At 42.5% G+C, this 15,107-nt stretch carries 11 protein-coding genes; 1 reads left to right on the top strand and 10 read right to left on the bottom strand.

The features are described from left to right. Nucleotides 1-13 precede the first annotated feature (13 nt). Complete coding sequence (locus tag H9Y05_RS02405; RefSeq protein ID WP_216713393.1) at nucleotides 14-3,316, bottom strand: TAT-variant-translocated molybdopterin oxidoreductase; 3,303 nt, start codon at nucleotides 3,314-3,316, stop codon at nucleotides 14-16. A gap of 28 nt (nucleotides 3,317-3,344) precedes the next feature. Beyond that, nucleotides 3,345-4,664: a c-type cytochrome gene (locus tag H9Y05_RS02410; protein WP_216713394.1), complete on the bottom strand. Its 1,320-nt coding sequence runs from the start codon at nucleotides 4,662-4,664 to the stop codon at nucleotides 3,345-3,347. 341 nt (nucleotides 4,665-5,005) lie between these two features. On the opposite strand from H9Y05_RS02410, the gene H9Y05_RS02415 reads away from it, so the two are divergent. Then, complete coding sequence (locus H9Y05_RS02415; RefSeq protein ID WP_163490510.1) at nucleotides 5,006-5,410, top strand: SPOR domain-containing protein; 405 nt, start codon at nucleotides 5,006-5,008, stop codon at nucleotides 5,408-5,410. 173 nt (nucleotides 5,411-5,583) lie between these two features. Here H9Y05_RS02415 and H9Y05_RS02420 read toward each other — a convergent pair whose 3' ends face one another. From H9Y05_RS02420 to H9Y05_RS02455, 8 genes are all read right to left on the bottom strand, one after another. Then, entirely contained in the window at nucleotides 5,584-6,744 is a 1,161-nt protein-coding gene (locus tag H9Y05_RS02420; RefSeq protein ID WP_216713395.1) for a BaiN/RdsA family NAD(P)/FAD-dependent oxidoreductase, read from the bottom strand. Nucleotides 6,745-6,753: 9 nt separating this feature from the next. Next, nucleotides 6,754-7,515 (bottom strand): alpha/beta fold hydrolase, encoded by a 762-nt coding sequence (locus H9Y05_RS02425; protein ID WP_163490512.1) that lies wholly within the window; start codon nucleotides 7,513-7,515, stop codon nucleotides 6,754-6,756. Nucleotides 7,516-7,575: 60 nt separating this feature from the next. Further along, the gene (locus H9Y05_RS02430; protein WP_216713396.1) at nucleotides 7,576-9,969 is read right to left on the bottom strand and encodes a TonB-dependent receptor; all 2,394 of its coding nucleotides are present in this window, start codon (nucleotides 9,967-9,969) and stop codon (nucleotides 7,576-7,578) included. A 30-nt stretch (nucleotides 9,970-9,999) separates the two neighbouring features. Then, complete coding sequence (locus H9Y05_RS02435; RefSeq protein ID WP_163490514.1) at nucleotides 10,000-11,085, bottom strand: lipase family protein; 1,086 nt, start codon at nucleotides 11,083-11,085, stop codon at nucleotides 10,000-10,002. 40 nt (nucleotides 11,086-11,125) lie between these two features. Further along, complete coding sequence (gene glmM, locus H9Y05_RS02440) at nucleotides 11,126-12,508, bottom strand: phosphoglucosamine mutase (RefSeq protein WP_216713397.1); 1,383 nt, start codon at nucleotides 12,506-12,508, stop codon at nucleotides 11,126-11,128. Nucleotides 12,509-12,515: 7 nt separating this feature from the next. Then, nucleotides 12,516-13,010 carry a 6,7-dimethyl-8-ribityllumazine synthase gene (gene ribH, locus H9Y05_RS02445; protein ID WP_163490516.1) on the bottom strand — a complete coding sequence of 165 codons (495 nt, stop codon included), beginning with the start codon at nucleotides 13,008-13,010 and terminating at the stop codon, nucleotides 12,516-12,518. 6 nt (nucleotides 13,011-13,016) lie between these two features. Next, on the bottom strand, nucleotides 13,017-13,655 hold the full coding sequence (locus H9Y05_RS02450; RefSeq protein ID WP_163490517.1) for a tetratricopeptide repeat protein: 639 nt from the start codon (nucleotides 13,653-13,655) through the stop codon (nucleotides 13,017-13,019). 114 nt (nucleotides 13,656-13,769) lie between these two features. Continuing rightward, on the bottom strand, nucleotides 13,770-15,092 hold the full coding sequence (locus tag H9Y05_RS02455; protein WP_216713398.1) for a 1-acyl-sn-glycerol-3-phosphate acyltransferase: 1,323 nt from the start codon (nucleotides 15,090-15,092) through the stop codon (nucleotides 13,770-13,772). Nucleotides 15,093-15,107: the final 15 nt, after the last annotated feature.

The following is a 15,107-nucleotide window of genomic DNA, read 5'->3' on the forward strand; positions in this document are numbered from 1 at the left end:
TTTTTTATCTTAGTTAGTGACTTGCTTTATGTTCTGTTGTGTGGTGTGATTTCTCTTCACCGTGGTGTTCTGCTTTTTTCGCACGTTTTCCCTGAATCGTTGACAACAGGTCATTTTGTTCATTACGTACTTTCACTTTGTAGAACACGTTCGGACGTACACCCACTTCTTCCAATGCCTGGTATGAACGGTCTTCATCCGCGCTCTTACGAACTGCTGAATGAATGTCATTCCAGTCACCGAATGTGATTGCTCCCGCAGGACAAGAATCACCACAAGCTGAAGTGATATCTCCGTCAACTACCGGTCTTCCTTCCACTTTCGCTTTCAGTTTACCTTCCTGGATGTTTTGCACACACATTGAACATTTTTCCATTACTCCTCGTGTACGAACAGTAACATCCGGGTTCAATACCATACGTCCTAAATCGTCCTGTGCAGGGTTGATTTCAGCAAATTTCTTGTATGACGGATAATTAAACCAGTTGAATCGACGTACTTTATAAGGACAGTTGTTCGCACAGTAACGTGTACCGATACATCTGTTGTATGTCATTTGGTTCAGACCTTCGTTGCTGTGAGTTGTCGCAGAAACAGGACAAACCGTTTCACAAGGTGCGTGATTACAGTGTTGACACATCATTGGCATGTGGACCACTTTCGGGTTCAACTCTGCCACTTCTGCCTCATGGTAATCATATGTATCCGGATCTTTTCGTGTACCGATTGTTGCTTCCACATCTGAAGAGAAGTAACGATCCAAACGCAACCAGTGCATTTCACGTCCTTTTCTGACCTCGTGTTTACCAACTACAGGAACGTTGTTTTCAGCTTGACAAGCGATCAAACATGCTCCACATCCGAAACACTGGTTCAGGTCGATTGTCATTACCCAACGGTGTCCTACGTTGTTTACCGGATGTTCTTCCCACAGGTTGAACTCAGAGATCGGTAAGGAAACGTGGTGTCCGTTCTCATCGATTTTTTGCAATACGTGAGCCGGGTTATATGCTTCTTTTACTCCTTTTTTATAAACATCCAGTGTCGTTTCTCTGACAATGGACTGACGAGCCATTACAGTATGGTGAATCTGCGTAGCCGCGATTAAATACTCACCCTGCTCTTTGTTCAGCGTACCTGCTGTCTCGTATGCGTATGTTCCGTTCTGAACATTTACCAGTTTAAATGCATTGGCACCAATTGGCTTCAGATTTCCATTTTCATCTTTTGAAAGACCTCCGAATTCTTCTACCTGGTAAGCACCTTTACCGATGTTTTCACCATTTGCTCCTCTTCCGTATCCCAATGCGACACCGATTGTACCAGGTGCTTGTCCCGGAAGCGGGTAAACAGGTAATGTCATTTTTACTCCTCCTACTGTCAATGTAGCCAGGCTCAACCCGTGCTCCTGATCGTATGTCTTATTGTAGTTATAAGCCTTATCGATCGGGTTCATCGTGAAGTAGTTATCCCAGGTTACTTTTGTCATCGGATCCGGCATCTCCTGCAACCACGGGTTCGCAGCTTGTGTTCCGATACCGATACCTGCTTTCTGATACAGGATGACTTCGGTAACACCACTCACTTTCGGCAACTGAGCTGCAACATTCAACGATGCTGTAAACGCAGGTGCTGTAGGAGCCGGAATCGGGAACTCATCTGTTGAGTTGTGTACCACGATGTTCCAGTAATCCTCCGGAGTAGTGTATTTCGTTTGAGAAGTAAATCCGTGTGTTTGCCAGTTCGACTTGATGTAGTCGTAAGCCACCTTGGAATCTTTTCCTCCGCGGTTTGCTTTTCCTGCCCATACCAGGAACGATTCGATCGGAGAAGACGTGTTAGCTCCTAACGGACGAATCGTAGGCTGTGCAGTTGCATAATGTGCCGCTGTCGGATTGTAATCATTCCATGCTTCCAACGCGTGTAAGGCAGGAACAATGTATTTTGCTTTTGAAGCTGTTTCGTCAGCGAACTGAGAGATAGCAACAGAAGTTTTAATTTTTGAAATTGCTTTTCCGAATTCTTCACCGTTTGGCAGTGAATAAACCGGGTTTGTATCTAAGAAGATAACTACATCGCTTGCTTTTCCGGCAATAACATCGCCAACAAACTTCTGTACTTTCGCGTCTTCTGAGCGGTAAAGATTTATCGGGTTGTTTACATTGATTGTTTTCGTGTAAGCTCCCAGTACTTCATTTAGTTTGTTTGTCAGGATCTGAACAGCTTTGTTGTTCGAACCTGCAACAACCAATGAATTTGCTTTTGATTTTTTCAATTCCGCAATTGCACGGTCAGCTACTTTTTTCGCTGCGTCAGGCAATGCCGTACTAACGTCTGTTGCAACACCAAATGCTTTCAGGATATACGCCAACACACTTGCTTGTTCAGACGGCTTGATCAACCCTCTGTAATCGGCATTGGAACCTGTAATAGACATTGCTGATTCAAACATAAAGAAGGTAGACATCCATTCTCCGTCCGGGTTTCTTGTTTCTCCGAACTGACGGGAGAACTGTGTCGGCAATAACCAGGAGTTCAGGAAATCAGCTCCGATGGAAACAATCGTTTTTGCTTGTGAGAAGTCGTAATCAGGAATAATTCCGTCGTTCTCCGCAACTCCGCCGATTGTCAATCCGAATGATTCTTTGTTCGCTGCACGCATTCCCGCGTATGAAACAGCGTCGTACTGAATATGTTCAAATTTACCTTCTCCCAACCCTGTTGCAAATTCAGCAACAGCTCCCTGCAAAGACGGGCTGATAATTGTATTGGAGAAAAGGGTTACTTTATTAGCAGCTTTCAATGCGCTGATGATTTCACTATCAACTGTAGCCAATCCTTTTGCGGCTCCGTTTATAGAAGCATCTGTCAATCGCGCTGATTCGTACAAACCAAGAACAGAAGCAATAATCTGAGCATTTACAACTCCTTTATTGATTCCCTGATCTCTGTTTCCTTTGATAAAGATCGGACGACCTTCACGCGTTTTAACCAAGATACTTCCATATGAACTACCATCATAATATGTTGTTGCATACCACGTCGGCATACCTGGAGTCACATCTTCAGGTTTCACTACGTAAGGAATTGCTTTTGTTACAGGTGCCTCACATGCAGCAACTGTAGCAGCAGCGACACTAAATCCTAAAAATTTAAGGAAATCTCTACGATTTGTCGTTGTCTCTCCCAGTTTTTCGTCGCTCAAAAATTCTTCAATTTTTTGTTGAGCCGGAAATTCTTGTTCTTTCGATTGGAGGAATTCTGGTGTCTCGTTTAACTCTTCAAGACCTTTCCAATATTTTCTTGTCGTTCCCATGATTACTTCGACTTCTTCAATTCGTTAATTAATAGTGACACTTAGCACATTCCCAACCACCTAATTCTTTCACGGAAACTTTTCCGTCTTTCAGGTATTCCTGGTACAATTTAGGGTCATTGTTAAGTAAACGTCTGTGGATCTCTGCATAATAACCGTCTCCTTTTGTATCAAGAGGACCTTCAGAAATTCCTTTTTGATCGTGACATTCGATACACCATCCCATTGTCAGTGTCGGCTTTGTCAACTTAACATTCCCTTCTAATTTATTCAATTCGGAAACCGGCTGTACTTTCGCTGTTTCTTTCATTGTTTTCATATCACCGTGACACTGGATACAATCTACCCCACCTGCCACTACGTGCTGAGAGTGGTTGAAGTATACGTGATCAGGAAGAACGTGTACTTTGTTCCAGATAATTTCTTTTGTCTGACCTGTGTACACACTTCCGTCCCATCCTGCAGCTTCGTAAATCTTTTTGATTTTTTCCTGTTGTTCCGGAGTTGTTCCTGTTACTTGTTTGTGACAGTTCATACACACGTTTACAGATGGCAAACCTGCCGTTCTTGACTCTGTAACAGAATTGTGACAGTACTTACAATCAATCCCGTTAATTCCTGCGTGAACCGAGTGCGGGAAATCGATTGGCTGAGACGGCTGATATCCTTCTCTTACGTCAATACTATATAATGCAAGAAACAATGAAACCACCAACGAAATCACAATCACCAGCGAAGCCATTCCTACATATTTTCTATTTTTCCAAGCCCATGCTTTGAATTCAGCACCATACGACGGAGCATCTTCAACATCTTTCCCTTCCTGCTCTGCGTTCGCGATTGTCAATTGACGACGAACACCTCCAACAGAAAGAATGATTGTTACGAAAACGATTCCAAGAATGATCCAGATCCAACCAATAGAGGACTCCTCTTCAACAACTGCACCTCCTGAACCACCGTCTACAGCAGCAGTTGCAGCTACAGGCTCTTCTTGTGCGTCAACGTAGTTAAAAATCGCATCAATCTCTTCATCCGTCAACGCCGGGAATTTATCCATGTTTGTCGGCTTCACTTTTGCCACAGAAGCAGCGTACGGATCAGCCGCAGCAGCAGCCTCCCAGTTACGCACCCATTGATTGATTGAACCTTCTTTTGCTCCTCCGTCAGCCCACTTCGCTCTAACATCTTTCAGCTTCGGACCTGTCCCGTCTTTAAACGGGCTGTGACAGGTAGCACACTTTTTAAATAAAGTAGCTCCGTCAGGCTGAGCTTTTGCGTTGAATGTGCCGGTCATCAACACTACTGTCAATGCACCTACGCACCATTTGTTAATTTTTCTAAACATTTGAGTATTAGATAATTTCATGTCAAAAATGCCTATTTACAGCCAATTATATAGCAATCAGCGGTAGCAAATTTAGAATATAAACCCATTTTGATGACAGTTTGATGACATTTTTCCTCGCAAAAACGTTAATTTAAAACCATTCTAAATAAAAGTTAAAATTTGTCTCAAATCAAATAACTGCGCGGATGATTCACCGAAAATTTGAAACTCAAGAAAATAGAAGTCTTCTAAGAAAAATCCCCATTGGCACAATGATTGTTATCAAAAGAGAAAAAGCAGAAATTTATGGAAATCATAATTATTTTTACTTTTGTATCATCGAATTGTAATTACCGGAAATGAAAAAAACGATTTTGTTGTTCTGTTTATGGATTCTTTCACCTGGAAACACTGTTGTTTACAGCCAGGGGAACATTGAAGTGGTAAAAGATCCTCGTATTAATGAGTTGATTAAAAAGCAAGGAGAAGTAATTCCTCCTGCCACATCAGTACAGATCAACGGTTACCGCCTGCAACTGTTCTTCGATTCTGAACGATCAAAAGTTGATCAGGCGCGTATGCAATTTGCCAAATCATTTCCGAAAATTGAAACGTACGTTACCTATAGTGCGCCCAATTATTTTCTCCGGGTTGGTGATTTCAGAACACAACTGGAAGCAGATCGACTGAAAGCCGAAGTAGGCACAACCTATCCGACAAGTTTTATTGTACAGGAAAAAGTAAACCTTCCCCGAATCGACTGATTAGTAATTATTCTGTTAAAAAAATTGAGCCGTCTTTTCACCACGAATGCATGAATTTATAATTTGTTCGTCTGTTTGCTCGTGAAATTTCACAGATTTTTGAGTTCAGGATCACCGAAAATTTGGGGCAACAGTCCAATCATATTACAGCCCCTTACCACTTTCGTAATAAATCATAATTTCAAAACAGACTGAGCCGCCATGTATCCCGAGGCAAAACACGCCTGCAGTAAATAGCCGCCTGTAGGAGCATCCCAGTCCAACATTTCACCGATGCAGTAGTGTTTTTCGCTGTTGATTAATTGAAAAGAAGCATCCACTTCATTCATCGAAAGTCCTCCGACCGTAGAAATAGCTTCGTCCACCGGTCGCAATTCTTCAACGGGCAAAACAAGGTGATGAATTGCCCGGAGAAAACGCTTATCATCTGTAAACTCTTCCTTTGAAAGCACATGTTTTATGAGTTTCACTCCCGGTTTTGATACTTTAATTGCGCTCAAAAAATCTGTTTTAGAACCACTGAACGCAGCGTATTTTTCGGCCAGTCGTCCAGGAGTCCATACCGGTTTCAGATTCAGCACTAATTCGGTTGCTCCTTCCCGTATCTTTTTGCTCAATGCATATACCGGAGCTCCTTCCAATCCATAATCTGTCAGTTCTATTTCTCCAAATTGTTTTGCTCCGTCAATGGTGATTTCTGTGTTTTTCAGCACTCCACCGCCCAATCCGGCATCCCAACCGGCAAGTACAATTCCTGCATTACTTGCCTGAAACGGGATGATCTCCCGGTTTTTCCTGATGAATAACTCTGTCCACTCTCCTGTGGATCCTGTTTTTTTCCAGGAAGCTCCTCCAAAAGCAGTAATAAGGTAATCATATTCAACAGCTACTCGTTTTCCTTCGTGTTGAAAAACGGCAGTTCCTTCCGTGAAATCGATCAGTTGATGTTCTGTATGAATGGTGACGCCGTTTTTTTCCAGGTACCCGATCCATTTGGTAAGCACTTGTATGGGTTTGATTCCTTTTTCGGGGAAAATTTTTCCGCTGGATCCGACAAATGTGTTAACACCAATTTCCGAAAGCCATTGTATGGTTTGTTCATTGGAAAAATGCCGCACAGCATTTTGAATAAACGGATGCGTATATTTCTCAATAAATGCATCAGTCGCTTCTGCATTCGTCAGGTTAAAGCCTCCATGTCCGGCAACCAGGAACTTCCGTGCTATTGCTTTATTCGCGTCAAAGACCTGTACCCGAAATGTGTCATTCTGTGACAAAACGTGTGCTGCCATCAACCCTGCCGGCCCTCCTCCTGCAATTACTACATGCTTCATAACAGGTAATTACCTCAGACAGAATCCCAATACAGCATCAATAAACGCATCGGGTTGTTCGGCATGTACCCAGTGTCCGGCATCGGGAATAGTAATGAATTCGCTATCCGGAAACGCATCCTCTAACCCGGGAATATCTTCATCCAGGATATAATTCGACAAGCCTCCCCGTATAAACAGGGTCTGTACAAAACACTCTTTCGGTTCCAAAGCTGAAAGAATGTTCTCCATTTCCCGCTCCAGCACAGGTGTATTCATTCTCCATGCCATCTTTCCTTTTTCAATCCAGTAGATGTTTTTCAACAAGAATTGTTTAACACCATCGGAGTCAATGTATTTCGATAAGTGTTGTTCTGCCTGCGAACGGTTATCAATGGTTGATAAATCCAATGTATTCAATGCTTCTAATATGTGCTGGTGATGCGGCGGATACGATTTGATCCCCATATCTACAACAATCAGTTTCTCCAATAATTCAGGGTATTTCTGGGCAAATAGCATTGCCGCTTTCCCCCCCATGGAGTGTCCCAACAGGATTACTTCTTCCAACTTCAGGTCATCAAAGAGTTCTTTGAGATCTCCAGCCATCAGTTCATACGAAAATTCATCGCTCCAACCGGAATGTCCGTGGTTTCTCAAGTCAACCATGATGACACGGTAATATTCTGACAATCGTTTTCCATGTGTTTGCCAGTTGTCTGAATTGCCGAATAATCCGTGTAAAATGACAAAGGGTTTTCCTTCTCCGGTTTCTCTGTAATGGAGCTTCATCGCTGTATTTTTTTGCAAAGTTAGGAAAATGTTGCAAGGAAGCAAAGCACTGGTATCCGATCAGAAGTAGATCCGGTAAAGCCCCATCGGAAGAATTCCGTTCTGATACAGTGTTTCAACGGAACCGGTATTCGGATTGTATTGCTGCATGTATATATTTCTGCGATTGGTCAGGTTTTGTGCTTCAAATGCCGCTTCCTGTGTGATTTTTTTTCCTTCAAATTTGAACCCTAACCGGAAATCCATCCGGAAGAAGTCGGGAAGGCGGTGTTCGTATGCCTGTGTATAGTCGTAAACCGCTTCATTGCTTGCTATGGATTGTTGTTCGAGCAATGGAATGTATCTGTTTCCTTTCATGTAATTGAGTTTCACATCCAGCAATAATTTAAATTTCGGTCTCAGAATGAATTCTTTCCCGGCCAGTGCATTCGTTACCAGATTGCTATTGAAACGTGTATTCCGCCAGGCATTATCAACGGATTTATAACGGGAGTTAAACACACTTGCGGTCACCAAAAAATAGAATCCTTTCGATAAGAATTGTTCAACAGTCAACTCAATCCCATAATTTTCTCCCTTTCCGTTATTTCCAAGGATCGTTGGCATGGATTCAAAGGAAAAAGAAAATTCATTCAGCGACGTATAAACGTTATTTGCCGAAGTGCTATCTGTCGCTGTATTTGCTGTAATAACATCGTACAAACGTTGATAATAGACTTCTGTTTTTATGTGTAATTTAGGAGTAATGAAGAAATCATATCCCAGCACGGAATGAAAACTTTTCATGTAATCCAGTCCCGTATTGTGACGCGTAGAAGATGCTATTGTTCCGTCCGGTGCATAAACAACATCTACTACATTGACATGAATGAGTGAAGGTGCCTTGGAATACAATCCCGTACCCAGGCTGAACGCTCCGCGGCTTCCTGTTTTAAAACTCGCACTGATCTTCGGTTCTGCAACCTGCCGCTTTGTCAATGTAAGGTATTTGTATGCCACCCCGGAAACCAGTTCGATCCGGTCATTGAATTTATGGAGGTAATTGAGGTATACATTCGTCTGTACATAATTACCCGAATAATCAATACCGCGCACCCAATACTTGGAAGTTCCCGGAATTTTATTGAGAAAGACGTCTTGCGTGTAGTTTCCCATGAAATAATCAATGTAAAATCCTGCCTTGAAATAATTCTTACTATTTGTTTTGATATGGGTGTAATGGTTAAGTTCAAGCTTACTGTCCAGGAATTTATTATTCGCAAACGGTTCTCTTACCAGGTCAGAACTCACCGGGTCAATCCAGGTATTGTCAATCGTTGTTTTGGAAAGGACTCCCGAAGCCATCAGGGAAGTATTGAAGGTATACTTCGCCGTGTGTGAAATTTGGTGGGAAACACCAATTACTCCGGTGTTACTACCACTTTTCAGGTCTTCATACGTGTAATTATTCTGCTTGTCTTCTTCCGGGGTGAAGTGAATATTGCTCGTTCCACCCATCGCAATGAAGGAAAAGGTTCCCGCTTTTTGTGTCGGCGCGTTTATTTTGAAGAAAAAATCCTGGTATTTCGGAACGGCAGTTCCTGTGCCGAATTGCATAAACAGGGACAAGAATTCTAACAATGATTTGCGGTAATTGAACAAATAACTCGTTCGCGACTTGCGATGAACCGGTCCTTCGGCTCCGGCTTCCAGTCCGTTGAATCCCAATTGAAAAAGAAATTCGTGTTTGTTGTAATTTCCGTTTCGTGTCCGCAGGTCAAATACACCTGAAAACGCATCATACTCTGCGGCAAACGCTCCTGTAATAAAATCCGAATTTCGGAGCACGTTATTATTGAGCATACTTACCGTTCCTCCCGCAGATCCGGGCATGGACCAGTGATTGGGGTTGGGGATGTTCATTCCATCGAGTCGAAACAGCATTCCGGAAGGTGTATTACCCCGGACAATGATGTCATTGACCTGGTCATTTGCGGTTGTAATTCCTGCAAAACTACTGGCCATCCGCTGGATGTCATTCAAACTTCCTGCATACCGTTTACTTTCTTCGATGGAAAATTGTCTCCGGCTGACTTTGATCATTTCATTGAAACTGTATTGTTTGTCATCCGACACAATCGTCACCTCTTCCAACGATGTAATCTCCTCGGTCAGTTCAATTGTCAGCACCAATTGTTTCCCTGTCAATAGCTCCAGGTTGGATAAGTATGCCGATTTATAACCTGTTGCAGAAATCTGCAGGTTGATTCTTCCGACAGGCACTTGTTTCAGCTCAAAGTATCCTGCTTCATCCGAAACCGTCCGGTATTCTGTTCCTGCCACTTGTACTTTTGCAAACGGAACGGGCTGGAGTGTAAATTGTTCAGTAATGGTACCGCTAATCACCTGGGTATTCTGCGAAAAGGAACTGGTAATTCCAAGGATAAACAGCAAAATCAATACATATGTTTTCATGAAGCCATTTTTTACAAAGCTATTTCATGTTCAATCCGGTAATTTTTCCAACAGTTCCAGGTACGGCGGATGTGGGTGGTGAATGAATATCCGGGCAGGATCATTCGGATACTTTTTGTAATATTCTTCATCCGGCAACAGGACAATCGTATTTCCTGTCCGCACGTAGTGATTGCTTTTATAAAATTCCGGTGTTACATACCCTTTTATTGTTTCACCAATCATTTTCGAAGTCATTTTCCCTAAGTACCGCTCGTATTTCCTTTGTGCTTTACGGGTTGGTTTTTCCAGTTGGTTGTAGACATGACGCAGTATCATGTTTTTCGGGAACTTTTGCTGTTTGATTGCATTTTTCGCGTTGACAAACGGGTTAACTTCACTGAAATCATGTAGTGTTTGAATTGACATAGGTGTTTCCGGAACCCAATCGGCTGCATTGACCACGTTGAACGCCCAACCTCCATACGTCATTGCCTCGTATTCGTAAGCAAAATGTAAATTCCCCGGTTTGGGTGCCGCACTGCAATACGTTTTGAAGCGAATGTCCGTAGGCAATTCATTGTTGCGCTGTAACCCATACAGGTGAGCGGTCAATAAGAACGAAATAGCACCTCCCTGACTATGCCCGGTGATGATAATATCTTTGAATCCCTGCGCATAGTATTCTTTGATTCTCGGAACAATTTCTTCTGACAGGTAGGCTGTACTCAGCAACCATCCGACATGAACCGCTGCGTCGGGAGAACGGGCAAGCTCATAAGTGAACACCTTATTTTCAGGTAATTGCAATTTTCCTTTTGCGGGAACCATGGCCGCATAAAAGTTGGCCAGCCAGCTTTCCGATTTTGATGTTGTTCCCCGTATACTGATAACTGCCCGCTTGTCTTCAGAAACCCAGAAATCCCATAAATTATCCAACCCGATCGGCTGTGACTGATAAACCATTTTAAAATCAGCTGGTTCCGGAAACTTATTGTAGTAATCGGGGCTTGCAGTGGTACGTGTTGATACGTACATCAGTTCCCTGTATTCTTCTTTACTGAATCCCGGTTGTAAAACCTGTGAAAAGGTTGCACAGGAAATCTTTAGCAGGAGCATTAGTATCAGGTATTTCATAGCAGCTGTTTTTAAGTAAAAGCCCGGGCAGCATCCATCATCAGATCATTGCTCTGATCTCTGTGATGATTTTTTCTGCCAGTTGATTTGCTTTTGCCTCGTTTTCACTTTCCGAATATATCCGGATGATTGGTTCCGTATTGCTTTTGCGCAGGTGCACCCATTCTTTCCCGACATAGATTTTCACTCCATCCGTTGTATCAACTTCCTCTGAAGCGTATTTTTCAGCCATTCCGTGTAAGATGGCATCTACATCGATTTCGGGTGTCAGTTCAATCTTATTTTTCGAGATCGTATATTTCGGATAACTGTCGCGCAGTTGAGAGACGGTCATCTTCTTATGTGCCAGATGGCTCAGAAACAATGCGATTCCTACTAATGCATCACGTCCGTAGTGCGATTCCGGGTAAATGACTCCACCGTTTCCTTCTCCTCCGATCACAGCATTGGAATCTTTCATTGCTTTCACAACGTTTACTTCCCCTACTGCAGCGGCGGTGTACAACAATCCTCTCGCTTCCGTTACATCGCGCAGCGCACGTGTAGAAGACAAATTGGAAACCGTTGCACCCGGTGTATGGGTCAGTACGTAATCGGCAACGGCAACCAGGGTATATTCTTCTCCGAACATACTTCCGTCTTCGCATACCATTGCCAGACGATCTACATCCGGATCAACTGTAATTCCAAGGTCGGCACTTACTTCTTTGATCTTTTCGGCCAAATCTGTCAAATGTTCCGGAAGCGGTTCCGGGTTGTGTGGAAAGTGTCCGGTCGGTTCACAATACAATCGGGTAATTTTTTTCACTCCTAACGTTTCCAATAATGCAGGAACGAAAATTCCTCCGGTCGAGTTAACTGCATCTACGACAACAGAGAAATTTGCGGCTTCAATGGCTTTTTTGTCTACCAGCGGCAGTGCCAGCACTGCATCAATGTGCTTTTGCAAATAGGTCGCATCGTTGGTAACGCTTCCCAGGTCATCTACTTCTGCAAATGAAAATGCATCCGCTTCCGCAATCTCGAGTACACGTGCTCCTTCTTCTCCGGAAATAAACTCTCCTTTGCTGTTCAGCAATTTCAAGGCGTTCCATTGTTTCGGGTTGTGGCTTGCCGTAAGGATAATTCCTCCGTGCGCATTTTCCATCGGAACAGCCACTTCCACTGTTGGTGTGGTAGAAAGATTCAAATTGACAACATCAATTCCCAATCCGACCAACGTCGAGATAACCAGATCAGCGATCATTTGACCAGAGATACGGGCATCCCGTCCGATGACTACTTTTAATCTCCCGGAATTATTTTCTTTTAACCAGGTTCCGTAAGCAGCAGCAAAACGGACAGCATCAACCGGTGTAAGTGCTTCTCCTACATTTCCCCCGATTGTTCCTCTGATTCCTGAAATGGATTTGATGAGTGTCATAGTCCGTTTATTTTCTGAATGAACGGTACAGGTCAATCATTTTCATGCAAGCAATGGCACAATCCACGCCTTTATTTCCATATCTTCCACCTGAACGGTCAATTGATTGTTGAATATTATTATCTGTCAATACACAGTAGCTTACCGGCTTGTTGTATTTTAGCATTACGTCTTTGATTCCCGATGTTGCTCCTTCGCACACAAAATCAAAATGACGGGTTTCTCCCTGGATGACCACACCGATGGCAATTACACCATCCACGTTTGTCATTTCACAGAAGAACTGTGAGCCGAGGGGCAATTCAAATGTTCCGGGAACAAACCGAATAACAATGTGCTCTTCTAACACCCCATTGTCCAATAGTGCTTTTTTAGCTCCTTCCAGCAAGTTAAGCGTGATGGATTCATTCCATTCAGAAACAACAATGCCGATTTTATAATCGGCACCATTTGGAACAAAGTCCTTGTTGTATTCTGACAAGTTGCGATTAGCTGTTGCCATAACAAATTATTTTTTCAAGTTCGATACTCTCGCGATGTATTTATCAATTGCTTTATTGTTCGCAAATGTTGTATAATCGTTTTTGATTTCTTCGTACAATTTCAGTGCTGATTCGAAATCCTGCAATTCTTCTGCGCACAATCCTGCTTTGAACAAGTACATTGGCGTGGTCCATTCATTGATACTTTCCTTTGCTGCATCTTTGTACTTCGCTGCCGCTTCTTTGTATTTTTTCAATTCGCTGTAGCAATCCCCCTGTAATCCCAATGTCATGGAAGAAAGGTATGTATCGCTTACTTTCACTTTCTCCAATGTTTCGAGAGCTTTGTTAAACTCTCCTTTTTCCATGTATTGGCGTCCCAATACGAACTGAGCGTTTTCACCGCCTTTATATCCGTCGTATTTTTTCACCTGAGCAGTCAGCTCTTCAATTGCCATATCCGTAGAATCTTTGGATGCCAGGTTCAATCCGTTCCAGTATGCATCTTCTGATTTTTTGTTTTTCGGAACGCTCACAAATTGATAATATACTAAATAACCTACGATTAGGACCAGCGCCCCACCCACTGCAAATGTGATGAGTCTTAATCGCTTATTAGACTTAAACTGTCTTTTAATTTCTTCTGAAGTAACGTTTTCTAACATTGAGTATCAATTTTTCGAAATGCAAAAATAATATTTTTTTTATTCAAAGGGCGTTCTATTTGAATTATCCTTGGGATGAAATCAATATTTCAGCACCTTAGCTTATCATTGCGTCTATGCAACGGGAATCAACTGCTTGATTTTTTCAGCTAATTCTGTTCTTTTTTTCCAGAATTTGCCAATGTCCATTTTCTTCATTGCTCCTTTAATTTTAAAGGCTTTGAAGTTGCGGAACCACATGTAAGCTGCTAATCCGAACAACCCGATACTGAGGTAATAGGCAAATGCCAGCCAATAACTCGGATAAACAAATTTGTAAAACAGAAAAATAAACGGGATGTTTAACAATCCCATGGAAATTTTTCCTGTCAACAATTTCACAGATCCCCAGAATACTTTTCTACGGAATGTTTTTTCAACAAATCGTTTGCAAAGCATGTAGGGAATACCACAATGAATCAATCCCAGGATTGCAAACGGCCACATGGTCAGCATGAATAACAATTCTTTGGTCCGGGAGCCATTTTTTGTCTGGTATTCGTACACATATTTTTCATCCAGACGAAACTTTCGCAGCAATGAAAAATAGGACTCTAAGTCTTTTTTCAATGCCATCAGTTCTTCGTTCTCCGGAGTAACATGTTCATTAAACCAGTTGGCCAGCTGTTGTGAATATTTCCATCTTTTTTCCAGGGGAATCGATGTATCAGAGCAACGGGCATTCATTCCTTTTCGTGTAATCTTCATTACATTTTCATGAAAAGGAGCCATTTCCTTGTTGTCAACATGCGTGATCTGCTCGCGCATGAGTACTTCTATTCTGCGTGTTAGCTCTGTAATGACTTTATTCGGATTCTCTTCGTATTCCTGCTTGTAATCATTCAGGCAGATTTTGTCTGATGTTGCAATCAACAGGTCGCTTCTCATTTCGTTTGGCTCGGAATAATTACAGCCCACTGCCGCGATATAGATCTTTTTTTGCCACTTCAGTTCCTCCAGTGCGGAAAAACCGATACGTACAGCCCCTTTTTTAACCGGCTTCAATCTTCTGATAAAGACATCATCGGTAAATCCTTCTCCAAAGATCAGCAAATTTCTCCCGAAAGAAAGGACTTTGGCGCATTTCCTGAACACTTCTGCATTTTTTCCTTTTGTATCTTCCCCATCGTGCTCACGGTATATCGGGAGCATGTGCGCGGCCCACAAAATGGGTTTTGTAACCGGTGTAAATACATCTGAGCGGGTCATAAAAAAGACAATAGGCCTTCTCAGTCCTGCTACCACCAACGGATCCATAAAAGATGCAGTATGGTTACTTACATAGATCGTTCTTCCGAATCGTTCTTTTGGCTCATTGATAATTTTTTGCCTTGGATAGTACATCCTTGTCGTATAAGGCAATGTGATTTTAAGCATGAAGTAAAAAAACCGCATCATGATTTTTCTCTGTTT

Origin of the sequence: Taishania pollutisoli (assembly GCF_014518315.1) — a bacterium.
GTDB lineage: Bacteria > Bacteroidota > Bacteroidia > Flavobacteriales_D > Crocinitomicaceae > Taishania > Taishania pollutisoli.